Below are 21,665 nucleotides of genomic sequence, written 5' to 3' on the forward strand. Positions count from 1 at the left end.
TTCTCCCTCTCCATGGTCTGCCGTCGGCGCCCGTAACGGGAAACGGTCCGTGCGACCAGGCCTGCGAGCCGGGACCGGCGGCGCCGGCGTCCCAGGCAGGCAGAGAGCGTGCCGCGGGCCTACGGTGGTCGGAGAGAGTCCGGCGAGCCGACCGGTGTTGCGGAGGAGGCTGCGATGGAAGAGCACTTCGTCTGGGTGACGACGCGGCGCATTCGGCCGGACGCCCTGGAGGACTTCGAGAAGGCGTGGCGGCCGGCGCCCGCCCCGCAGGGCCTCCTCCGCGCCTACGCCTACTGGTCCGAGGACGGACAGGAGATCACCGGGGTGTCGTTCTGGGACTCCCGGGAAACCTGCGACGCGTGGCGGTCCTCCGAGGCGGAGGCGCAACGGCGGGCGGCCATGGCCCCGTACGTCGCCGAGGAACGGGAGGGCTTCTACCGCGGCCGCGAACTCGGCATCCCCCAGCGGTAGCACTGTGCCGAGCCGTCCTGGCGACATGGCGCGGTCGGCCTTCGTGACCCCGGCGCGTAGTTCCGTGCGGACCGATACCCCTGTGCTCTGCGGCAGGCGTCATGACGCGGCAGTGGATCAGGCGGGCCGCCCGCGGGAGACGACGGCGGCCACGGCCGGTCTCGTCCCTCGTGCCGCCACCCCGGCCCGGAACGAGCATGGAAGGGAGGGGGCGAACACGGCACGGATCCTGGTGCAGGGCGACGACCTCGTGGTGCGCCTGCCGTGGTGGGAAAAGGCCGCCGCGCGCCGCGGAGGGGTGCGCGTGCCGCTGGCGGCCGTACGCCGGGTGACGGTGGAGCCCAGCTGGTGGCGGGCCCTGCGCGGAGTGGTCCTGCACGGCGTCTGGATTCCCGGCGCGCTGTGCGTCGGCACGCGGGGCCACCCCGGTGGGCAGGACTTCGTGGCAGTACGGCCCGGCAGGCCCGTGGTGTGCGTCGAACTGCGGCCCACGGCTCCCTTCAGCCTCCTGGCCGTCTCGGTGCGGGACGACGCAGAGGCCATGGCGGAACGGCTGCGGCGTTGCACGCCGGACAACGACGCCTCCACCCCTTGTCGGCAGCCCCTTCCGGCCGCCGAGGAGACGGAGAATTCCTGGAGGGCGCTGGCCAGGGAGTCCCGCCGACGACGAAGACGTTCGTGATGGTCCTCGGTCTCATGGTCGCAGTTCCCTTCTCGCTGAGTCTTGTCATTCGATTCCAGCCCGCCGGACCATTGGGCTGGGACAGACCTCCAGGGCAGGAGAAACCCATCGTCCGGCAGCCCGAACCAGCAGGCGAACGCCGGGAAATCGCGCACAGTGGCCCATCCCCTCGTCGAGTGAGGCTCCAGGAGGCAACGCCCGCGGGCCGACAATCGAAGAGGTGGTGCGGACGGCATAATCGGTAAGTGTCGAAGAGCTCAAGGCGCAGGATGCCCTGGAACGGTTTCATCCTCTTCCGTCGCGGTACAGGTTCAATCCGCTTACCGACCGTCCGTTGATTCGTACGCCGGATGGACGTTTCCCGGCGCCAGTGCCTCAGCTGATTAATCGCAGGCCCTCGTCCGGAGGTGGCTCCTGGCTCCGGCGGATTTCCGTCGATGCGGGAGTGTTTCCGGGAGCAGACCCGTCGTGAGGTGGCGAGCCCCGCGCGCTGCAGCGGACGGGCCATCGAGAATGCGCTCGTCAGGTGCCCCGGCAAGCCTGCAAACCGTCGTCGGGCGAGCAGTTTCGAGAAACTGCCGGAAATTGGCTTACCGGGTTTATTCCGCGGACCGTCTGAGATATCGTTTCCAGCATGGCGAATGCTAGCCGAGGCAGAGTCGTTCCTGTCGACGTCGGGCGTTCTCGGGCAGTGACGTCGCCATGATCGGGGAAATACTGGTCCTGGGTTTCGTACTCAGTCTCGACAATTTCCGGGTATCGATCGCGCTCGGCACCGTCCCGTTCGGTCTGAAGCGCGCGGTGCAGGTCGCGCTGACCTTCGGGCTGTGGGACGCGGTCATGCCCCTGATCGGGCTGTTGGTCGGTCGCCGGATCGGGGAGGTCGTCGGGGGCGTCGCCGAACTGGTGGGCGCGGCCGCGCTCGGCGGGTACGGTCTCTACCTCGTCATCTCGGCCCTTCGGAACCCTGAGCCGGAGGAGCTGGACCAACCGTGGGCGCTGTTCGGCATCCCGTTGACGCTGAGCCTGGACAACCTGTTCGCCGGGGCGAGCCTGGGGCTCCTCGGGCTCTCGCCGTGGTTGTCGGCCGCCGTCTTCGGCGCCATGACGGCGGTGATGTCGCTGGTCGGGCTGCGGCTCGGGCGGGCCGCGGCGCGCCTCATCCGGATCCGCTCGGACCTGCTGAGCGGGGTCACCTTGATCATCGCCGCTGTGGTGCTGCCGTTGGTGTTCGGCGGTTAGCCCGGTGTATGCGGGGGATCAGCGGAAGATCGTCGGCCCGCGAGTCGGCGTTGGCGGCCTCGACCGCCCGGGTGACCAGGTCGTGGTCGGGCGACAGGTGGCAGACCGGGTCGGTGCGGGCGGCGTCGCCCGTGAGCAGGAACGCCTGACAGCGGCACCCGCCGAAGTCCAGCTCCCGCCGGGGGCAGCTCCGGCAGGGCTCCGGCATCCAGTCCGTCCCCCGGAACGCGTTCATCACCGGGGACTCGGCCCAGATCCGCTCCAGCGAGTCCTCCCGCACGCTGGCCCGCGGCAACGGCAGGGAGTGGGCGGCGGGGCAGGGCAGGACGTCGCCGTTCGGCGTCACGGTCAGCTGCCGGGAGGCCCAGCCGCCCATGCAGGGCTTCGGGTAGCGGCTGTAGTAGTCGGGAATGACGTAGATGATGTCCATGCGGTCCCGCAACCGCTCGCGGGCGGCCCGCACGGCGACCTCGGCCGCCTCGAGCTGGGCCCGGCTCGGCAGCAGCGCGTCACGGTTCCGCCAGGCCCAGCCGTAGTACTGGGTGTTGGCCAGCTCCACCCGGTCGGCGCCGACCTCCTCGGCCAGCTCGAGCACGTCGGCGACGCGGTCGATGTTGAGCCGGTGCAGCACCACGTTCACGGTGAGCGGCCAGCCCAGCTCCTTGACCACGCCCATCGCCTCGATCTTGCGTCGGAAGGACGGGGTCCCGGCGATCCGGTCGGACACGGCCGGCTCGTCGGACTGGATGCTGATCTGCACGTGGTCCAGGCCGGCGGCCCGCAGCTGCTCGGCCCTCGGACGCGAGAACCCGAGGGCGCTGGTGATGAGATTGGTGTAGAGGCCCAGGTCGTGGGCGTCCGCCACGATCTCCACCAGGTCGCGCCGCAGCAGCGGTTCCCCGCCGGACAGGTGGCACTGCAGAACCCCCAGGTCACCGGCCTCGGCCAACACCCGCCGCCACTCGTCGGTGGCCAGCTCGTCCTGGTAGCCGGCCATGTTCAGCGGGTTGGAGCAGTACGGGCAGGCCAGTGGGCAGCGGTAGGTGAGCTCGGCGAGCAATCCGAACGGGCTATCCATCGGAGATCTCCACGTAGCGCCGGGCGACGAGCCGGGTCAGGAACTGCCGCACCTCGTCGTCGGGGACGGTCCGGTAGCGCGCGCCCAGCTCGGCCACGATCTCGGCCACGGTGTGCCGCCCGTCGCACAGCTCGAGGATGTCCGCGCCGGTGCCGTTCAGAACCACCACCGTCTCGGGGAGCTGCAGGGTCTGACGCCGCCTGGTCCGGCAGAAGGTCAGTCGGACATGGCGCGCCAAGCGGGGCCGGTCCGAGCCGGACACCCCGACGCCGGGTCGGGTGCCGGTTCCGGTCCAGGTCGTTCCGGTACGGGTCGGGTCCATGACGGTCACTCCGGGTAGGCCTGGTCGATGGCGTCCATCAGGCTCCACAGGACGTCGCACTTGAACGACAGCGCGTCGACGGCGCGCGCCTGGGACTCGGCGGAGAGGCAGTGCGCGGTGACCACCTCGAGGGCGTGCGCGCAGTCGCGGGGGGCCTGCTCCAGGCGGGTACGGAAGTAGGCGAGTCCCTCGGGGTCGATCCACGGGTACCACCGCTCGAACGCGGCCAGCCGCGCCGCCATCAGGTCGGGCGCGAACAGCTCGGTGAGCGAGGACGCCACCGCCTCCACCCACGGGCGGGTCCGGGCGAAGTTCACGTAGGCGTCGACGGCGAACCGCACCCCGGGTACCAGGTGCCGGTGGTCCCGGATCTCCTCGCGGGTCAGCCCGGCGGCCTCGCCGAGGCGCAGCCACGCCTCGATGCCGCCCTCGCCGGCGGCGGTGCCGTCGTGCTCGACGATCCGTCGGATCCAGCGGCGGCGGACCTCCAGGTCGGGGCAGCCGGAGAGGATCGCGGCGTCCTTGCGGGGGATGTTCTCCTGGTAGTAGAAGCGGTTGGCCACCCAGCCCTGGATCTGCCGGCGGCTCAGTCGGCCGGCGTTCATCCGGACGTGGAACGGGTGCTGGTCGTGGTACTGCCGCGAGTGGGCCCGCAACGTCTCGACGAAGGCGTCGGCACCGGTTCCCGTGGTTGTCGTCGTCACGGCTCTACACCTGGATCTCGAGGCCGTCCATGGCCACTTCCATGCCGCTCTCCTCCAAAATACGCCGCTCGGGCGTGTCCTCCAGGAGGACCGGGTTGGTGTTGTTCATGTGCACGAAGACCGTCCGCCCCACGTCCAGCGACGGGAGCTGCGCCAGGCTGCCGTCCGGGCCGTCGATGGGCAGGTGGCCCATCTCCCGGGACGTCTTGCCCGCCAGGCCGAGCCGTACGAGTTCGTCGTCGCGCCAGCAGGTCCCGTCGATCAGCAGGCATGCGCAGCCCTTGATCTCCACGCGCAGCGCCGGCGTCAGCGATTGCACCCCGGGCAGGTACACCAGCGTCCCCCCGCCGCGCTCGTCGGTCAGCCGGTAGCCCACGACGCGGCCGTGGTCCGCCGCGCCTCCGAACCGGTCGCGCTTGGTGGTGGGCACGTCGAACACCCGGCAGGACAGCCCGTCCGTCAGGGCGAGGTCGGTGCCCGGGATCACCGTCCGCCACTCGACCGGACAGTAGCGCTCAAGCGTGCGCAGAAGCCCCGAGCCGACACACAGGGTCTCGCGCACCGCCGGCGTGGCGTACAGCCGCAGGGCGCGGGCCTCACGCAGCAGAAGCAGGCCCAGCGTGTGGTCCAGCTCGGCGTCGGTGAGCAGCACCGCCTCCAGCGGCGTCGTCCGGTCGTCGTGCGGGTGCAGGCCGGGGAAGGCCTCGATCTGGGTGCGGACGTCGGGCGAGGCGTTGACGAGGAACCACCGGCGGCGGTCGGCGCTGACCACGACCGACGACTGGGTGCGCGCGGGGCCGGCCCCGGAGCGGACCGCGGCGCACACCGGGCAGCCGCAGTTCCACTGCGGGGAGCCACCCCCCGCCGCCGAGCCCAGCACCCGTAGCAACACGCCGACACTCCGTTCGTCGAAGATCCGGGTCCGTCGTGGGCCCGGCCGTCCGTCGCCGTCCCGAGCCCCCGGGCGGCGCCGGACCAGGTCCGGCGCCGCCCCATGTCACTCGTCCTCCAACCGAGCGACGTACATGGTCACCTCGGCCGCGACTCCGATCTCGTCGAACTCGGGGGTCTCCCACACAGCGAGCTGGGACTCCATGGATTCACCTCCTCACTGTCCGCATTGCGGCAGGTTCCGCTCACGCGCTACGACGGTTCCGGGAGGGCGAAGGCGAACAGGGCGCTTCCGTGCCCCGCGCCGAGCATGCCGGGGAGGAACCCCTCGGCCCATCCGCCCCAACCGACCGGCACGGCGATGTACTGCCTGCCGTCGACCATGTAGGTGGTCGGGCTGCTGTGGTGGCCGCTTCCGCACTGGAACTGCCACAGCGTCTCCCCGGTGCGGGCGTCGAGCGCGACGAACTCCCCGGAGGGTTTACCGGCGAACACCAGGTCGCCGCCGGTGGCCAGCACCGAGGCGCACATCGGGAGCTCGTTGCGCCGGCGCCACTTCTCCTCGCCGCTCGCGTCGAACGCGCTGACGGACCCCGCCATGTCCTCGATGTCCACCTGAACGCCCGCGCCCCAGTACGGAATGCTCTCCTTGAACTCCCGGCGCCGCCGGGTGGCCGTGGCACCGGTGTCCTGGACCGGGACGTAGAAGAGCCCGGTCTTCGGGCTGTAGGCCGCGTGGGTCCATTCCTTGGCGCCGGCCGGACCCGGGTAGAAGTGGACCGGTACTCCCTCCTCGTCCGGGTACACCTTGGCCGTCACCTGGCCGTCCCTCGTGATCGCCCCCCAGGTGATGCGGTCCACGAAGGGGGTGATCTGGACCCTCTCGCCGTTCGTGCGGTCAAGGACGAAGAAGTAGCCGTTCTTGTCGAAGTGCCCGAGCAGTTTGCGCCCGTCCTGCTCGAACAGGATGCACTCGGCGATGCTGTCGTAGTCCCACACGTCGTGCGGGGTGCACTGGTAGTGCCAGCGGATCTGACCGCTGTCCACGTCGACGGCGATGACGCTGTCGGTGAAGAGGTTGTCGCCCTCGCGGACAGCTCCGTCGAAGTCGGGCGCCGGGTTGCCGGTGCCGACGTACAGCAGGTTCGTCTCCGGGTCGAAGGTGCCGGTGGTCCAGCAGTTCGCCCCGCCCCGCGCCCAGGCCTCGCCGTCGGCGGGCCAGGTCTCCGAGCCGGGCTCCCCGGGCTTCGGCACCGTGTAGCAGCGCCACTGGTGCTCGCCGGTGTCGAGGGCGAACGCGTCGAGGTGGCCGCGTACGCCGAACTCGCCGCCGGAACTCCCGACGATGACCATGTTCTTCACGACCAGCGGGGCGAGCGTGGCGCTCTCCCCGGCCCGGACGTCTCCGTAGGTCTTGTCCCAGACCCGCTTGCCGTTGGTGGCGTCGAGCGCGAGCAGACGAGCATTCGCCGTGACGAAGAAGACCTTCCCCTGAGCCACGGCGACCCCACGGTTCACGTTCCCGCAGCACAGGGACACGTCGAAGGGGACCGCGTGCTTGTACCGCCAGATCTCCGCACCCGTCTTCGCGTTGAGGGCCCAGACCCAGCCGTCCCAGCCGGAGAGGAACATGACCCCGTCGACGACGATCGGGGCGGCCTCGAACGAGTAGGTCGACGCGCCCGCGATCAGGCCGGTCGTGCCGGCCTGGAAGACCCATGCGGGGCCGATGCGCTTGACGTTCTCCGTGTTGATCTGGTCCAGCGGGCTGTACCGCTGCCCGTTGTAGGCGCCGTAGTAGGTGAGCCAGTTCTGGGGCTCCTCGCGGGCGTTGAGTATGCGCTCGTAGTCGACGTCGGCCACTACCGGCGGCGCGACCTCTCCCCCTGGGATCTTGTAGTTCAGGGTCCCCTGGTCGACGGCCTCACCCGCGTCCACGTATGCGACAGTCATTGCCTCCTCCTCTCTACGGCCGAGGCTGGTCGGGGCGGTCGAGGCGGGCTTCCGGCGGAGCGTCCCCCAGGACGACGATGGCCCCGGTCAGTCCCCGGCCCTCGTCATTGCCCGTGGGCGAGCTGAACCAGTAGTAGCCCGGCCCGTCGAGGTTGAGGGTGGCCCGTCCTCGCGAATGGTTCACCAACCAGATGAACTTCCGGTCGCCGTTGCTCGGCAGGAGCGCGCAGTGCGTGTTCAGGTCGTCATTGATGAGCTCGAGCTCGATATCGCCTCCATGGGGCATGACCAGAATGGAGGGATCCCAGGTCAGCTCATCCGGGTGGATGCGAATGGTGGCCTGCATGCGGCCGTCCGGCTTCTCGGTGGCCTGCCCGATGCTCCCGATTCCCAGCACTTGGCCCAGCGTTGCTTTGTTCTGTATGTTCAACCCGATCCTGTCCAGCAGATCGGATCGCTCCTGCGCAGTCGTCATCGGGACTTCACTCTCCTCATCCCGAATCATCCCGAATTTCTGTGTCCACTTGACATCGGCCGCACTGACGGCCGCACGTCGCGGCTGGTCGCACACCTCCGCTCGGCGAAAATGTTGTCCTGACCGACCTGGAAATTTTATTTTCTGCGTCGCTCGACGCCCGGCTGCAATGGGGAGTCACGGAGCGCGCTACGCCAGATGAATCACACCGAAAAGGGGGGATGAATTGGCGGTCAAGGAACACGCTACGCCGGATGGATCACACCGACAAGGGCGAGCGTCGGCTCGGGTCGGCTCATGCCGTTCGTCCACCACCAGCTACCGTTCGCCCCCGATATGCCCCCGTTGGGAGGAGCCGGGCCGCACCGCGTCGCGCCGGGGCCGGTGGCAGCCCCGATCGAGCGGCGCCGATCGACACCGGCCGACCGGTCACGAGCCTCTCCCGGTATCCGGGCCCTGGTGGAGGATCAAGCGAGGTCGTACCGATCGAGGTTCATGACCTTGTGCCATGCGGCGACGAAGTCCCGCACGAACTTCTCCCGTGCGTCGTCGCTCGCGTAGACCTCCGCGACGGCACGCAGCTCGGAGTTCGAGCCGAAGACGAGGTCGACGCGGCTACCGGTCCACTTGACCTCGCCGGTGGCGCGGTCGCGTCCCTCGAAGGTTTCCGCGGCCGCGGAGGTCGGCTTCCACTCCGTGCCCGTGTCGAGCAGGTTCACGAAGAAGTCGTTGGTGAGCGATCCGGGCGCCGAGGTGAAGACGCCCAGCGGCGACTGCCGGTAGTTGGCGCCCAGCACCCGCAGGCCACCCACGAGGACGGTCATCTCGGGCGCGCTCAGGTCCAGCAGGTTCGCGCGGTCGACCAGCAGGTGCTCCGACGGCAGCCGGTCGCCCTTGCCGCGGTAGTTGCGGAACCCGTCCGCGGTCGGCTCGAGCGGGGCGAAGGACTCCGCATCGGTCCACTCCTGCGTGGCGTCCGTGCGTCCCGGAGTGAAGGGGACCTGGACGTCGTGGCCGGCGGTCTTGGCGGCCTGCTCGACGGCGGCGGCTCCGCCGAGCACGATGAGGTCGGCCAGCGAGATCCTCTTGTCCCCGGCCTGGGAGGTCTGGGAGCTGTTGAAGGACTCCTGGACCTCCTCCAGGGTGCGCAGCACCTGTGCCAGCGTGTCGGGGGCGTTGACCTCCCAGCCCCGCTGCGGCTCGAGGCGGATGCGCGCGCCGTTCGCCCCGCCCCGCTTGTCGCTGACGCGGAACGTCGAGGCCGACGCCCACGCGGTCGAGACGAGCTGGGAGACCGACAGCCCGGAGGCGAGGATCCGGCTCTTGAGCGCGGCGATGTCCGCCGCCCCGACGAGCTCGTGGTCCACGGCGGGGACCGGGTCCTGCCAGCGCAGCGTCTCCCGGGGGACCAGCGGTCCGAGGTAGCGCTGGATCGGGCCCATGTCGAGGTGCGTCAGCTTGAACCAGACCCGGGCGAACGCATCCGCGAGCCGGTCCGGGTTCTCCAGGAAGCGCCGCGCGATCGGCTCGTAGACCGGGTCCGACCGCAGCGCGAGGTCCGTCGTCAGGATCGTCGGGGCGTGTGTCGTCGACGGGTCGTGGGCGTCCGGCACGGTGCCGGCCCCGCCGCCGTCCCTCGGGATCCACTGCCACAGGCCGGCGGGGCTCAGTTCCAGGTCCCACTCGTAGCCGAACAGGGTCTCGAGGAAGCTGTTGTCCCATGTCGTCGGGGTGGGTGTCCACGTACCCTCGAGCCCGCTGGAGATGGTGTCCGCGCCCTTTCCGGTGCCGTAGCTGTTCTTCCAGCCCAGGCCCTGCTCCTCGAGGGGAGCGCCCTCGGGTTCGGGGCCGAGGTGGGCGTCCGGGTCGGCCGCGCCGTGGGTCTTGCCGAACGTGTGGCCGCCCGCGATCAGCGCGACGGTCTCCTCGTCGTTCATCCCCATGCGCCGGAACGTCTCGCGGATGTCCCGGGCCGCGGTGAGCGGGTCCGGGACGGTTTTCGGTCCCTCCGGGTTGACGTAGATGAGGCCCATCTGGGCGGCGGCCAGAGGGTTCTCCAGATTCCGGACGCCGCCGTGGCGTTCGTCGCCGAGCCAGGCGTGCTCGGGACCCCAGTAGACGTCCTCGTCGGGCTCCCAGACGTCCGCCCGGCCGCCGGCGAAGCCGAAGGTCGTGAAGCCCATCGTCTCCAGGGCGCGGTTGCCCGCGAAGACCATCAGGTCGGCCCAGGAAACCTTGCGGCCGTACTTCTTCTTCACCGGCCAGAGCAGCCGGCGCGCCTTCTCGAGGTTGCGATTGTCCGGCCAGCTGTTCAGCGGCGCGAAACGCTGCATGCCGGCGCCCGCGCCACCGCGGCCGTCGTCGATGCGGTACGTCCCGGCGGAATGCCACACCATCCGGATCACGAGCGGCCCGTAGTGGCCGAAGTCGGCCGGCCACCACTCCTGCGACGTCGTCAGCACCTCGTCGACGTCCCGCGCCAGGGCGTCGAGGTCGAGCGTCCGGAACTCCGCCGCGTAGTCGAAGTCCTCGCCCATGGGGTCGGCCATGGCGGGGTGTTTCCGGAGGATCCTCAGGTCGAGCCGGTTCGGCCACCAGTCGCGGTTGCTCGCGCCCCCGATCGGGTGACCGGGGTGCCCGGCCGAGGCAGAGAGGCCGAGGCCGCCCGCGCTCCCCACGTTCATCTCGCCGCCGACGGCGTCCGGGCTGTCAGACACGGGATCTTCCTTCCGGGGCAGAGGTTGTGCCGGGAAACTCAGAGGTCCAGCGCGCGACGCACGGCCGGCGCGTTTCGCCGGGAAACCGGCACCATCTCGTTCGTCCGGTCGTCCATGACCAGAGACAGCTCGCCCTTGGGTCCGCGCTCGATCTCCCGGATGCGGCTGAGGTTGACCACGTACCGGCGGTGCACCCGCAGGAAGCCGACATCCGCCAGTTCACTGTCGAGCTTGTGCAGGCTCGGAGAAGCGGCCCGCAATCGCCCCTGATCGGTGGAGAGCCACACGTCGTTACCCTGCGCTTCGGCGAAGGAGACTTCCGGCAGCCGCAGCAGCACCATCCGGTTGTCGCGCGTCGCGACCAGTCGGCGCGGCTGCATCCGAGGGTGTGCGGACTCCTCCGCCTGGGGGAACCGTGCCCCGTCGGAGGCACCGAACGAGACCAGGTTCCCGATCAGGTGTCCGGAGGAGAAGACGGGTCGGATGCTGATCGGTGTCGGCTCGTCGGCGAGGTGGGCGAAGATCTGCGTCGAGCCGACCCAGTCAGGATCGTGGGCTGCCTGCCTGGTGGCGTACCGGGCGGCTGCGATCAATTCCGGCAGCCCGGCGTTCCATCTCAGCGTGGGGTCGACCGCCGGGGTCGATGCCGGGACGCCCAGGAGCATGCTTGCCATGTCGTCGGCTATCACCACCTGGCCCGCGGTGTCCACCGCGGCGAGCGCCGCACCGGAGCGTGTCCTGGCCCGGGTGTAGGCCGCGACCAATTCGGCGCCGCTGTCCCGGGCGCGCCTCTTCAGCGGGTACCGGGTCATGGCGACCGCGTTCGCCAGCCAGCTTTCCGCGGACGCGGGAAGCCGGCTGCGCCAGCAGCCGATGTTCAGGACCGCGATCGGTTCCCTGGTCACCACGTCACGCACCGCGATGCCCGCGCAGGCCCAGTGGTGGAACGCCTGGCACCAGTGCTCCGCGCCCCTGATCGGTACCGGGCCGTGCGCCTCGAGCGCCGTGCCCATGCCGTTCGTGCCGACCGCGCACTCGGACCAGCAGAACCAGGGCGCCAGATGGGAGTCGCCGGCTCTGGCGAGCGTGGCTTGGTCACCCCACTCGGCCAGGATCCGGCCAGTGGCATCGGCGACGGTGACGACGCCACCGAGGTTGCCCACTTCATGTGCCACGGAGGCGGCACGAAAACCCAGCTCGGCGAAGACGAGATCGTGCTCGGGCGTATGGTCGGGCGTCGTGACGGCCACCGGAGCCTCTGCGAGGTGAGGATCGACCCGGTACTGCTCTCGGCAGCGATGCCAGGAGAGCGCCACCAGGGGCCGGACACCCGGGACCTGATCCTCGCCCCGCACGAACCGTTCCCACGCCGCGAGCACGGTGCTGCCGCCCAGGTCCGCCGAGATGGGCTCGAGCCGATGTACATCCCTCATGGTTCAGAACCGCCCTTGGTCCATCCCCAACGCCCGACGGCGTGCGCGCGGTCCGCGCCGGTCGCCGTTCGTCGCGGCCGGGCCTGCACGGGACCGGGCACTGCGTCGCGCGTCTTCCTGCTTCGTCACTCGTTCCGGGCTGTGTCACATACCCGCACTCCCGCACTCCCCACCCTAGGTACCGTTGTCGGGCTGCGCACGTCCCGCTCCGGGCCGGGTGTACGCGGGCGATCCGGCCGGCGCGTCGGGTTCGGGCACGGTCCGAACCCGAACGCCGCACCGGGCGAGCGCCCGCGAACCGGACGTGGGATTTTCCCATTCAGGGGATGACCCACCCCTCCCGACATCGGCGGGGCGTCTCGGAGGAGACAGGGCGGTGGGTGCGTGGATGAACGGAGGTCATCGTGCCCGAAGGCCTGCGCCAACGGCTGATCGGCGCGTGGAAACTCGTGTCGTACCGGGAAACCCCGGTGGACGGGTCCGAGCCGTTCGAACCGCTGGGCCACGCGCCGCACGGCATCATCATGTACACCCCCGACGGATACATGTCCGCGCAGCTGTCCACATCCGACCGCCCCGTGTTCGCCTCCGGGGACTGGTTCGACGGCACGACCGACGACTACACGGCGGAAGCGACCACCTACATCGCCTACTCGGGTCCCTTCCACGTCGACGAGGAGAACCAGACCCTCACCCACACCATGTTCGTGTCCCTGTTCCCCAACTGGACCGGTCAGTCCCAGCCACGGGTGGTGAGGCTTGAGGGACAGACGTTGCATCTGAGCACCGCGTCACCCATCTCATCGAGCGGCAAGACCGTCAACTCGGCTCTCACCTGGCGCAGAGCCGAACCCAACTGACCGCACCGGCCGGGACACAGCCCGCCCCGGCATCGGACGGTGCGGCGGGTCGACCAGGAGGAGGGCCCGCATGGACACGCCTCGAAACGTCGTCGTGACAGCGGCAGCGAGCGGAATCGGGCTCGCGATGGCCAAGGCCTTCGCGGCCAACGGCGACCGCGTGCACATCTGCGACATCGACGAGTCGGCGCTGGAACGCATCACCCAGGCCGATCCCCGTATCACCGGGACGGTCTGCGACATCTCGGACCGGCACGCCGTCGAGACCTTCGTCGAGGCCGCGGTGCGCACCCTCGGGGGCATCGACGTCCTGGTCAACAACGCGGGGATCTCCGGTCCCACCGCGTCAGTGGAGGAGACGGACCCCGACCAGTGGGAGAAGGTACTGGCCGTCAACCTCACCGGCACCTTCGACGTCACCAGGCTTTCCATCCCTCACCTGAAGAAGTCCGCCGCCGGCGTCGTCATCATCATGTCCTCGGTCGGCGGTCGCTACGGCTACCCGAACCGCGCTTCCTACGCGACCACCAAGCGAGGACTGCTCGGTCTGACCGAGACGCTCGCCCTCGAACTCGGAGCCGACGGGATCCGCGTCAACGCCGTCGCCCCCGGTGCCGTGGCCGGTGAACGCATCCAGCGGGTCCTGCAGGGCCGAGCCGACGCCGACGGGCGCAGCCTGGCGGACGTCACCGCCGACGCGCTGAGCATTCAGTCCCTCAAGCACTTCACGGACCCCGACGACATCGCCGCACTGGTGCTCTTCCTCGCCTCCGACAGCGCCAAGTCGATCACAGGACAGAACCTCGCCGTCGACGGCGGCTCAAAAGCCGCGCAATGACACACCACAGCCACCACGCGTCGCATCGGGGAGGGTCGAAACCGATGCGCCGGCTGTCACGGCAGGATCGCGATGGCGCTGGACCAGTTCAGGCCGAGCCGTTCCTGGGACGCCATGTGCAGGAACTGGAAGGCTTCCAACTCGCGTGCCCGGCGCAGCGGTCCCACGTCCAGGGGGCGCAGCCCCGCGGAGGAGACCAGGCCCGAGACGGTCTGTTTCGCCGCCTCGTCGTCTCCGGCGATGAAGACGTCCAGTGGCCGGCCTGCCACCTCCCCCGTGGTGAGCGTCCCGGCGAAGGTGGTGTTGAAGGCCTTGACGACCCGGCTTTCCGGCACGGCGGCGGCGATCTGCTCGGCGGCGGAGGTGCCGGGGGATACGACGAGTGAGTCGAAGGTGGTGAAATCCACCGGGTTGGAGATGTCGACGACGATCTTCCCTGCCAGGGGGCCGGCCCACGCGGCGGCGACGTCGCGTCCGGCCGGATAGGGCAGGGCGAGCACCACGATGTCGGAGTCAGCCGCGGCGTCGGCGTCGACCGCCGTGACGTCCGCTCCAGGAGTGGCCTGGCTCAAGGCGGTGGCCAGCTCCTCCGCCTTGGCCTTCCCACGGTCGTGCAGACGGACGGAGTGCCCGCCCGCCAATGCCCGGGTACCGATGCCGCGGGCCATGTTCCCGGCGCCGACGATGGTGACGATCATGCGTTGCTCCTCGATGGACGTCACATGCCTTCCACCCTCGCACCCCCGGACGGCCGCTGCCACCGATCGAGGTTCTTCCGGCAGTGCCGACGCCGTGTCCGAGCTGAAGAGGATCACCGGCGGCAAGGGCGTGGACCACGCCGTGGACACCACCGCCGTACCGGCCCTGCTGACCCGGGCGCTGGACGCCCCGGCGATCCGGGGCGTCATCGTGCTCGTCGGAGCCGCGGCGGCCGGTACGACGGTTCCCTTCGAGATCGGCGAGTCCCTCATGAAGGGCTGGACGTTCAAGACCGTCATCGAGGGCAGCGCTGTTCCGCAGGTCTTCATCCCCCGCCTCGTCGAGCTGTGGCAGCAGGGCCGCTTCCCCTTCGACGAGCTCGTGCAGACCTACGAACTCAAGGAGATCGACCAGGCGTTCGCGGACTCGGTCGGCGGGGCGGCGGTCAAGCCGGTCGTCGTCTTCTGAGGTTTTCTGAAGTCTTCCGACGTTCCGGCCGAGGGCCGTCGAGGCCGGGGGTCGGGGATCGGGTCCCGCGGGTCCCGCAGTCCGAACGCGAGGGGCGCACGAGCTGTTGAGCTCGTGCGCCCCTCAACGGCTTCTGGAATGCGGCCGCTTCGAGCTTCCGGCCGCCCGGCCGAGCCGTCCGTGTTCAGCCGGTCACAGTCCGTAGACTGTGGTGCGCCGGTGTGGCCGGGGGAGGACCGTGACGAGAGTGTGGGGATACGAGAGCGCCGATGAAGCCGCTGGACACCAATGCGGACCCGCGTGTGGTGGGACCGTTCGAACTGCTCGCCCGGCTCGGCGCGGGCGGCATGGGCGTCGCCTATCTGGCACGCGAAATCCCGCTGGAGGGCCTCTCCGACGAGATGGTCGCGGCCTACCGGCTGGTCGAGCCCGATCATGATCGTGGCCGTGACGAGGCAGCCGACCCGTCGCGGCTCGTCGTGGTCAAGATGATCCAGCCGTCCCTGCTGGGCCAGCCGCAGGCCCGCGAGCGGTTCGCGCGGGAGATCGACGCCATCCGCGCGGTGGCCGGCGACCGGGTTCCGGCGCTGCGCGCGGCGGACCCGGAAGCCGGTGAGCCGTGGTTCGCCATGGACTACATCGCCGGACCGTCGCTGCACACCCTGGTGAAGGGGTCCGGCGCCCTCCCCGTCGGCCCGTGCGCGGCGCTCGGTCTGGCCCTCGTGGACGCGTTGGCCGCCATTCACGGGACGAAGCTGCTGCACCGCGACCTCAAGCCGAGCAACGTCGTGCTCGGTCCGAACGGGCCTGTGGTGCTGGACTTCGGCCTGGCGGTGCTCGCCGAGCGTCAGTCCAGCCAGGCGCTCACCCGGACCGGCGACCGCCTGGGCACGCGCCCCTACATGCCCGTCGAGCAACTGCGCGACACCAAGCACGTCGAGGCGCCCGCCGACGTGTACGCCCTCGGCGCCACCCTCTTCTTCGCGCTGACGGGCCGGGCGCCGTATCCCTACATGCCGTTGATGGTGCCCCCGACGTGGGAAGGCGTCGATCCGGCCTTCCTGCCGCTGCTGGGTCGGGTGATCGTCGCCGAACCGCTCCGGCGTCCGGATCTCGACGGTGTGCGGGAGAGCCTGTCCACCCTGCTCACCGAGGCCGGCCTGACCCCCGAACAGGCGGCGGAACAGCTCCGGGAGCGGGTCGCCGCCGCCGACCTGACGCCGAAACTGCCGCCCGAGGCGCTCGTCGGCAGTGCCGACCCCGCCGTACGGGAGCTGGCGCAGAAGGCGGTCGACGAGGGCGAGGCACCGGACGCTCCCTGGGCGGAGAACGACCCGGGCTTCTACGGCCTCGTGAACACGGAGGACATCGAGTGGGTGGTCGAGGGGGCGGACGGCCCCGGCGGCTACACACCCACGCTCCTTGACGACGGCCGGGGGCGGACACCCACGGCACCGACGATCCCGCTGCCCGCCTCCGAGCGCCGGCCGGACGATGAACCCGCCGCCGTCGGCCACCCCCTCCCGCCCCCGCGGCCCGGGGCGGGGCCGGCGGACACCGCACAGAAGGTCGCGGCCCACCCGGGGTGAGACCGGGCAGGCGTCGGGAGCCGGGCAGGCGCCTTGCGCACGTGAGAGCCCTGCCGTCCCGAAGGAGCCCGGCGGGTTCCCCGACGGACGGCCGAGTACCGCGCGGTTCGGCGAGCAGGTGTTTTCGCGCCCGGGGGGCCCGGGGGGCTTGTGGCGACACCCTTGCGGAAACGGACCCGGTACACCATTTCGTCGTTCCCGTATGGCGAGTTCCACGCCCAGGAATGTCCGGTTCCTGTTCGAGGGGCGCCAACACGAAGGCTCACCCAGGGCGGGCCACGTCATCTTCCCGGCGGTCCCGGCGGAGGAGCACGGATGCCCGTGCCCCCGTCGGTCCGCTGCTACCGGGCAGGTGCGGTCGCGGGGTGGGCGGACGGGCCGGGGCGGGTGAGTGCCTCCGGTGGAATGAGCGCACCGTGTCCCGCCGTGCAGACGACCACGGCTTCCACCGGCCGGCCGCACTCGCGGTGGGCGACTTCCAGCGGGGGCCCTTCGGGGTCCGCCGTGTAGCGGTCGCCCCACTGCTTGAGGGCCATCATCGCGGGCCACAGGTCCCAGCCCTTGCGGGTGAGCCGGTACTCGTGGCGGGTGCGGCTGCCGGGCTCGCTGTAGGGGACGGTGCGCATGATCCCGGCCGCGACCAGCTTCCGCAGCCGGTCGGTCAGCACGCTCTCGGACAGCCCGACGTGCCGGCGGAAGTCGTCGAAGCGCCGTACGCCGTTCATGGCGTCCCTGACCAGCAGCAGCGACCACTTCTCTCCGACCAGGTCGAGAGTCCGCTGGACCGTGCAGTTCTCGGTGCTCGTCTCAAGCCACGTCATACGGGAATGGTAAGCAGGCTTCGGTATTGACACCCAGATGTCGGGCCATCTAACTTCGAAAAAACTAGTCAGGTGAGGAAGGGTGTTTCCGTGGAAAGATCACGCACGTTCGGCTGGGAGGACCCGGGCATCCTGGACGCGGCCATGGGGCAGGACAGCGGTCTCCGCGTGATGCGCGACTGGCTGGCCGGCCGTCTTCCCGACCCGCCGGTCGCCGCGGCGCTCGGGATGACCCTCGAGGAGGTCGAGCAGGGCCGTGTGGTGTTCGCTCTCGTCCCGGGCGAGGAGCACTACAACCCGCTCGGCAGCGTGCACGGCGGTGTCTACGCCACCCTGCTCGACTCGGCGGCGGGCTGCGCGGTGCTGTCGATCCTGCCGAAGGGCACGCGGTACACCTCGATCGACCTGAACGTGAAGTTCCTGCGCCCGGTCACCGTCGACACGGGCAAGGTCCGGGCCATCGGCACGGTCCTCAAGAGCGGGCGTCGCACGGCGTTCGCCCAGGTCGAACTCGTCGACTCGGCCGACCGGTTGCTCGCCCACGCCACCAGCAGCTGCATGCTCTTCCCCGCTTGAGCGTTGCCGCGCCGGCGGGACGGGGTCGGACGCGAACGAGTCGGCCTTCGTCGTGGTCGAGATCCGCACCAAGGACGTCCCGACGAGGTCGCTGCGTGAGCAGTCTCGAAGTCGAGGCGATCAGTACCGTGCGGTCGGACCTGCAGTCGCTTCGTGTCGAGCACGCCGAGGAGATGGCCGCGGTGCTGTCCGATCCGGCTCCGTGACGAGGCGTGCTCGACCGGCACGCTGCAGGAGACGGTCAGCCCCTCCGGCCACGGCCCGATCGCCGAGATCGCCTGGGGGGTGGGGACCCCGTGGCAGAAAAGGGGCATCGCCACCGAGGCGGCCCGAGGACTCGTCGGTCGGCTCAGCGGGCGGCCGGTGCAGAGCGTCATCGCACACATCCACCCTGGACATCCTCCTGTGCGGGACGGGAAAACTCAGTCTCCGTAAACGAGTTGACGTACTGGTGTGGCCCGATTGAAGTCCATGGCCGGCAGCGTCTGCAATCGACAGTGAAGTGGTGGGAGCCATGAGCGACATGTGGACCGGTGAGAAGGTGCGCCTGCGAGGTGTCGAGCCCGAAGACTGGGAGGGCTTCCGTGACTTGACCCGGAACACCTTCGATGTCCGCGACGCCGACCTGGTCGAGCCTCCGCGTTCTGCCGAGAGTTTCCGTTCCTGGACCGCTGAGCGGGCCGGGCGTCCGCCGGGGGGTGACGCGTTCCGCCTGGTGGTCGAGGTGCTGGCCGACCACGCGTTCGCAGGGTCTGTCACCGTCGGAGAGACCGACAGCCGTGCAGGACGGTTCAAGACGGGTATCGAGATCAGCCGCGAGCACCGCCGCAGGGGATACGCGGCCGAGGCAACCGAACTGATCCTCACCTACATGTTCGCCGAACAGCGCCACAACAAGTGCGAGGTGGAGGTCCACGCCTTCAACGACGCCTCCCTCGCCCTCTACCGCAGGCTGGGCTTCGTCGAGGAGGGGCGGCTTCGCCAGCATGAATTCTTCGCCGGCGGCCACCACGATGTGGTGCTGCTCGGCATCACCGCCGCCGAACACTGGGCCACACACCAGCGCCCATCGGTGCGGTGATCTTCGCGTCACCTTCCCCGCGCATGCGGCAGATCCTCATGCCCCCGGCTGGGGCCGGACCGTGAGGATCTGCTGGGCCTGGCCGACCGGGCCGTCGACGTCGTGCAGGACCGTGCTGGTGAGGCCCTGTCCGGAGGGGCCGAAGCTGACCGTGGTGTCCAGCCCGGTCCAGATGCCTCGTGGTTGGCGGTGGAGGTGGATGGTCAGATCGACGTTGGGGAACATCCACGCCGTGGGCGGCTGCCGGACGGCTATGCCGTTGGCGGTGTCGACGAGGGCGAGGTACGACGCGAGGGGGCCGGCGGGCTCACCGGCGACCAGGTCGAGCGGCGTGGAGAGCCAGGCGGTCGTACGTCCCGGCTGGGGCGGTGCGACCGGGCGGACGTCCAGGGAGGCGACGTAACCGCCGGGCCAGACGTCGGCCATCGGCCACGTGGTGAGTGACTCGGGCGAGGGGAGGCGGTCGACGGGGCTGCCCGCGACCGCGGTGGTGTCGAGGCCGGCCAGGAGCCAGGCGCGGGCCCGGACGACCGGGCGGCCGGCGATCCGTACGACCGCTTCGAGGAGTTCGATGGTCCGCCCGGGACGGATGGTCTCCACCTGTATCTCGCACTCGTCGAGGGCGAGGCGGCCGAGGATGTCGTAGCTGATCCGGGAGAGCACCAGGCCGTTGTCCGGTCCGGTGGCCCGGTGGCGGTCGATGGCGTGGACCACGAGTCCGCCCAGCGGGCTGAAGTGCTGTTCGTCCGGGTCCCAGGCCCCGCCCGCGTGTGTCGTCGGCTTGTAGCGGCGGTCGTCGATGGGCTCGAAGTAGCTGCCCCGGAGCGCGGTGGGGGCGGTGGGGGTGGACAAGGGCCGCTTCTCCTTCGGTGACGCGGGTGTCGTGGGCAGCCGGAGCCGTCGTCACGTCAGCTGCCGCCCAGCACGCTACCGCCCTCCGCGCGTCTCGACATATGAGAATGTGCACATTGCAATCATCGTGTCGGTGCGGGCGGCCGCGCGGCCCGTGGGGTGTCACCGGTGGGGCCGCGCCGCCGGCTCCCCGCACGGAACTGACGGAGAGGGCAGGAAGCCGACGGCGGGCATCAGGGCGTCAGCCCTTGCGCTTGGCGGGGACGGGGAAGTCCACGTGCTTGATCTTCTTCCCGGCGACGAAGTCCCAGGCCTCCACGCGCACCCGGTCCTCGAACACCTTCACCCGCAGGCCGGAGGAGTGGTTGCCCTCCAGGCGCCGGCTCTGGTGGTCTCCGTGGGGCTCAGTGGCGTTCTTGATCGCGCCCGTGTTGACCACGGGGAATCCGCGCATGTTGCCGGTGGCCTCCGCCCGCAGCCGGCCCCACCAGTCCTCCGCCTTCAGCGACTGGTGCGTGTGGCTGGTGAACATGATGATGTTCGAGTACTTGCCCACGACCTCGGTGAACGCCTCGAGGTCGAAGTAGTCGTTCCCGTTCCAGGAGCTGTGGGTCTCCGTGACGGTGTAGGGGACCGCCTGGTGGTTGTAGAGCATGACCGGCTTGCCCTGCTTCGCCCAGTGCGCGAGCCGGGAGTCCAGCCAGTTCAGCTGTTCGTCGGACAGCTTCACGTACGGCTCGACGCCCTTGCGGTCCACATCGCTGTAGTACTCGGTGTTGACCGTGATGTTGGGGACGCCGTCCACGATCTCCTCGCGCCAGACCTTGTCCTGGCCGGTGAAGTCGAGGAACCGGTCGATGTAGGCCTCGGAGCCCTCCGGGCCGAGCATCTCGTGGTTGCCGATGGTGTAGTAGTCGCGTCCGGAGGCGTGCGGGACCTCCTTGCGAGCGGCCTCGAACTCGTCGTAGAGCTCCTGCTTGCCCAGGTCGACGAAGTCGCCGTTGACGAACATCGCTCCGGCCGGGTCCGGCATGTCGTTGAGCTGCCTGACGGCGGACTTGTAGTTGTCGATGCCGCCCTGGATGTCGCTGATGACGTCGATGACGGCGGACGGCTCGCCCTCGACCTCGCCCATGGGCAGCGACACCCGGGCGTTGTCGATGGCCCAGAACCAGTCGTTGTGGCCGTCCTTGTAGCTCCAGGTGAAGACGGCCTTGCGAGCCCCCTCGGGCACGTCGACGGTGATCGCCTCGTGGGAGCTGAGCTTGTCGGCGTCGTAGCGCCGCAGCTCCACCGGCTTGCCGCCGTCGAAGGAGACGCTCACGGTGGCGTGCTGCGGAGCGTCGCCCTGGCGGTAGTGGGAGTCGAAGCCGAGGACGATCCGGTCGTGCTTCTTCACGTCGACGGCCGGCGACTTCAGCGCGGTGTTCAGCCGGTCGGTGTCGTTGAGGCGCTGGTGCTGACTCTCGACGACGGCGAGCTTGTCGTGCGCCCGGGTGAAGTAGTGGCGCTTGTCGGTGCCCACCGCCCAGGTCCAGTCACGGATGTCGGTGATCGCCCAACCCGCCCAGCGGGCCTCGCCGGTGGTGAATCCGGCGTTCTCCTTGGACCAGCCCTCGGGGAGGGTGTGCGTGAAGTCCGTGGGTGTGGGCACCGAGTCGAAGTCCTCGCTCCACAGAACGGTCTCGGTGAGTGCCTGGTCGACGTACGACTTGCCGGCCTTGCTCTGCTGGGCGGCGCGGTCCGGACCCTGGGCGGCTGAGACACCGGACATCCCCGCGGCGGTGATGCCGAGGGCGACGGCCAGAGCGCAGGTGAGGACGGTGACGGACTTTCTCGCGGGGAGTGCCATGGGGCTTACCTTGTCTCGGGCAGAAATGGTGACGATCTGCACGATGCCCCGACAAGATGAT

Annotated in this window: 22 protein-coding genes and 1 pseudogene; 10 read left to right on the forward strand and 13 right to left on the reverse strand. The window is 69.9% G+C overall.

Annotated features, from left to right (window positions below):
* The first annotated feature begins 174 nt into the window (after positions 1-174).
* From JL475_RS20485 to JL475_RS20495, 3 genes are all read left to right on the forward strand, one after another.
* Positions 175-471 (forward strand): antibiotic biosynthesis monooxygenase, encoded by a 297-nt coding sequence (locus tag JL475_RS20485; protein WP_202279245.1) that lies wholly within the window; start codon positions 175-177, stop codon positions 469-471.
* Positions 472-583: 112 nt separating this feature from the next.
* Complete coding sequence (locus JL475_RS20490) at positions 584-1,153, forward strand: hypothetical protein (protein ID WP_202279246.1); 570 nt, start codon at positions 584-586, stop codon at positions 1,151-1,153.
* Positions 1,154-1,855: 702 nt separating this feature from the next.
* Positions 1,856-2,395, forward strand: a complete 540-nt coding sequence (locus tag JL475_RS20495; RefSeq protein ID WP_202279247.1) for a manganese efflux pump — start codon at positions 1,856-1,858, stop codon at positions 2,393-2,395.
* Here the strand turns inward: JL475_RS20495 and pqqE are convergent.
* The 9 genes from pqqE to JL475_RS20540 form a co-directional block, all read right to left on the reverse strand.
* Positions 2,355-3,473, reverse strand: a complete 1,119-nt coding sequence (gene pqqE, locus JL475_RS20500; protein ID WP_202279248.1) for a pyrroloquinoline quinone biosynthesis protein PqqE — start codon at positions 3,471-3,473, stop codon at positions 2,355-2,357. The two genes, JL475_RS20495 and pqqE, sit on opposite strands and share 41 nt — an antisense overlap.
* Positions 3,466-3,795, reverse strand: a complete 330-nt coding sequence (pqqD, locus tag JL475_RS20505) for a pyrroloquinoline quinone biosynthesis peptide chaperone PqqD (RefSeq protein WP_202279249.1) — start codon at positions 3,793-3,795, stop codon at positions 3,466-3,468. The genes pqqE and pqqD overlap by 8 nt, the downstream gene beginning before the upstream one ends.
* Before the next feature lie 5 nt (positions 3,796-3,800).
* Positions 3,801-4,499, reverse strand: coding sequence for a pyrroloquinoline-quinone synthase PqqC (gene pqqC, locus JL475_RS20510; protein ID WP_202279250.1), 699 nt, complete (start codon positions 4,497-4,499; stop codon positions 3,801-3,803).
* A gap of 4 nt (positions 4,500-4,503) precedes the next feature.
* On the reverse strand, positions 4,504-5,391 hold the full coding sequence (pqqB, locus tag JL475_RS20515; RefSeq protein ID WP_202279251.1) for a pyrroloquinoline quinone biosynthesis protein PqqB: 888 nt from the start codon (positions 5,389-5,391) through the stop codon (positions 4,504-4,506).
* Positions 5,392-5,496: 105 nt separating this feature from the next.
* Positions 5,497-5,595 carry a pyrroloquinoline quinone precursor peptide PqqA gene (pqqA, locus tag JL475_RS20520; protein ID WP_109382866.1) on the reverse strand — a complete coding sequence of 33 codons (99 nt, stop codon included), beginning with the start codon at positions 5,593-5,595 and terminating at the stop codon, positions 5,497-5,499.
* 47 nt (positions 5,596-5,642) lie between these two features.
* Positions 5,643-7,343, reverse strand: a complete 1,701-nt coding sequence (locus JL475_RS20525) for a PQQ-dependent dehydrogenase, methanol/ethanol family (RefSeq protein ID WP_202279252.1) — start codon at positions 7,341-7,343, stop codon at positions 5,643-5,645.
* Positions 7,344-7,356: 13 nt separating this feature from the next.
* Complete coding sequence (locus JL475_RS20530) at positions 7,357-7,818, reverse strand: MSMEG_3727 family PQQ-associated protein (RefSeq protein WP_202279253.1); 462 nt, start codon at positions 7,816-7,818, stop codon at positions 7,357-7,359.
* A 467-nt stretch (positions 7,819-8,285) separates the two neighbouring features.
* Positions 8,286-10,439: a catalase/peroxidase HPI gene (gene katG, locus JL475_RS20535; protein ID WP_202279285.1), complete on the reverse strand. Its 2,154-nt coding sequence runs from the start codon at positions 10,437-10,439 to the stop codon at positions 8,286-8,288.
* A gap of 134 nt (positions 10,440-10,573) precedes the next feature.
* Complete coding sequence (locus JL475_RS20540; protein WP_202279254.1) at positions 10,574-11,968, reverse strand: DNA-binding protein; 1,395 nt, start codon at positions 11,966-11,968, stop codon at positions 10,574-10,576.
* A 404-nt stretch (positions 11,969-12,372) separates the two neighbouring features.
* On the opposite strand from JL475_RS20540, the gene JL475_RS20545 reads away from it, so the two are divergent.
* A complete protein-coding gene (locus tag JL475_RS20545; protein WP_202279255.1) occupies positions 12,373-12,828 on the forward strand; it encodes a lipocalin-like domain-containing protein in 456 nt (151 codons plus the stop codon).
* Positions 12,829-12,898: 70 nt separating this feature from the next.
* Positions 12,899-13,666: an SDR family oxidoreductase gene (locus JL475_RS20550; RefSeq protein ID WP_202279256.1), complete on the forward strand. Its 768-nt coding sequence runs from the start codon at positions 12,899-12,901 to the stop codon at positions 13,664-13,666.
* Between the two features lie 56 nt (positions 13,667-13,722).
* Here the strand turns inward: JL475_RS20550 and JL475_RS20555 are convergent, their stop codons facing one another.
* Positions 13,723-14,388, reverse strand: coding sequence for an NADPH-dependent F420 reductase (locus tag JL475_RS20555; protein WP_307825112.1), 666 nt, complete (start codon positions 14,386-14,388; stop codon positions 13,723-13,725).
* Positions 14,389-14,458: 70 nt separating this feature from the next.
* On the opposite strand from JL475_RS20555, the gene JL475_RS20560 reads away from it, so the two are divergent.
* Together JL475_RS20560 and JL475_RS20565 are read left to right on the forward strand one after the other, a co-directional pair.
* A complete protein-coding gene (locus JL475_RS20560; RefSeq protein WP_307825113.1) occupies positions 14,459-14,833 on the forward strand; it encodes a zinc-binding dehydrogenase in 375 nt (124 codons plus the stop codon).
* A gap of 269 nt (positions 14,834-15,102) precedes the next feature.
* Entirely contained in the window at positions 15,103-16,422 is a 1,320-nt protein-coding gene (locus JL475_RS20565) for a serine/threonine-protein kinase (RefSeq protein ID WP_202279258.1), read from the forward strand.
* 341 nt (positions 16,423-16,763) lie between these two features.
* On the opposite strand, the gene JL475_RS20570 is transcribed toward JL475_RS20565, so the two are convergent.
* Entirely contained in the window at positions 16,764-17,243 is a 480-nt protein-coding gene (locus JL475_RS20570; RefSeq protein WP_202279259.1) for a helix-turn-helix domain-containing protein, read from the reverse strand.
* A gap of 90 nt (positions 17,244-17,333) precedes the next feature.
* Between JL475_RS20570 and JL475_RS20575 the strand changes: the two genes are divergently transcribed.
* The 3 genes and pseudogenes from JL475_RS20575 to JL475_RS20585 all read left to right on the forward strand — a co-directional run bounded on the left by JL475_RS20575 (position 17,334) and on the right by JL475_RS20585 (position 18,900).
* Complete coding sequence (locus JL475_RS20575) at positions 17,334-17,819, forward strand: PaaI family thioesterase (protein ID WP_202279260.1); 486 nt, start codon at positions 17,334-17,336, stop codon at positions 17,817-17,819.
* Between the two features lie 95 nt (positions 17,820-17,914).
* Positions 17,915-18,218 (forward strand): annotated as a pseudogene (locus JL475_RS20580) (GNAT family N-acetyltransferase); the annotation flags it as partial.
* A gap of 115 nt (positions 18,219-18,333) precedes the next feature.
* Complete coding sequence (locus JL475_RS20585) at positions 18,334-18,900, forward strand: GNAT family N-acetyltransferase (protein ID WP_202279261.1); 567 nt, start codon at positions 18,334-18,336, stop codon at positions 18,898-18,900.
* Positions 18,901-18,936: 36 nt separating this feature from the next.
* Here JL475_RS20585 and JL475_RS20590 read toward each other — a convergent pair whose 3' ends face one another.
* Together JL475_RS20590 and JL475_RS20595 are read right to left on the reverse strand one after the other, a co-directional pair.
* A complete protein-coding gene (locus tag JL475_RS20590) occupies positions 18,937-19,752 on the reverse strand; it encodes a thioesterase family protein (protein WP_202279262.1) in 816 nt (271 codons plus the stop codon).
* A 241-nt stretch (positions 19,753-19,993) separates the two neighbouring features.
* Positions 19,994-21,604 (reverse strand): metallophosphoesterase, encoded by a 1,611-nt coding sequence (locus JL475_RS20595; protein WP_202279263.1) that lies wholly within the window; start codon positions 21,602-21,604, stop codon positions 19,994-19,996.
* Positions 21,605-21,665 lie beyond the last annotated feature (61 nt).

Origin of the sequence: Streptomyces sp. M2CJ-2 (assembly GCF_016757295.1) — a bacterium.
Lineage (GTDB): Bacteria > Actinomycetota > Actinomycetes > Streptomycetales > Streptomycetaceae > Streptomyces.

Excerpts from the sequence above, each read along its gene's own strand:
- JL475_RS20570 (WP_202279259.1), bottom strand. The coding sequence starts at position 17,243 with ATGACGTGGCTTGAGACGAGCACCGAGAACTGCACGGTCCAGCGGACT.
- JL475_RS20585 (WP_202279261.1), top strand. The coding sequence starts at position 18,334 with ATGAGCGACATGTGGACCGGTGAGAAGGTGCGCCTGCGAGGTGTCGAG.
- JL475_RS20565 (WP_202279258.1), top strand. The coding sequence starts at position 15,103 with ATGAAGCCGCTGGACACCAATGCGGACCCGCGTGTGGTGGGACCGTTC.
- JL475_RS20525 (WP_202279252.1), bottom strand. The coding sequence starts at position 7,343 with ATGACTGTCGCATACGTGGACGCGGGTGAGGCCGTCGACCAGGGGACC.
- JL475_RS20530 (WP_202279253.1), bottom strand. The coding sequence starts at position 7,818 with ATGACGACTGCGCAGGAGCGATCCGATCTGCTGGACAGGATCGGGTTG.
- JL475_RS20495 (WP_202279247.1), top strand. The coding sequence starts at position 1,856 with ATGATCGGGGAAATACTGGTCCTGGGTTTCGTACTCAGTCTCGACAAT.
- JL475_RS20550 (WP_202279256.1), top strand. The coding sequence starts at position 12,899 with ATGGACACGCCTCGAAACGTCGTCGTGACAGCGGCAGCGAGCGGAATC.
- JL475_RS20595 (WP_202279263.1), bottom strand. The coding sequence starts at position 21,604 with ATGGCACTCCCCGCGAGAAAGTCCGTCACCGTCCTCACCTGCGCTCTG.
- pqqE (WP_202279248.1), bottom strand. The coding sequence starts at position 3,473 with ATGGATAGCCCGTTCGGATTGCTCGCCGAGCTCACCTACCGCTGCCCA.
- pqqD (WP_202279249.1), bottom strand. The coding sequence starts at position 3,795 with ATGGACCCGACCCGTACCGGAACGACCTGGACCGGAACCGGCACCCGA.
- JL475_RS20485 (WP_202279245.1), top strand. The coding sequence starts at position 175 with ATGGAAGAGCACTTCGTCTGGGTGACGACGCGGCGCATTCGGCCGGAC.
- JL475_RS20540 (WP_202279254.1), bottom strand. The coding sequence starts at position 11,968 with ATGAGGGATGTACATCGGCTCGAGCCCATCTCGGCGGACCTGGGCGGC.
- pqqA (WP_109382866.1), bottom strand. The coding sequence starts at position 5,595 with ATGGAGTCCCAGCTCGCTGTGTGGGAGACCCCCGAGTTCGACGAGATC.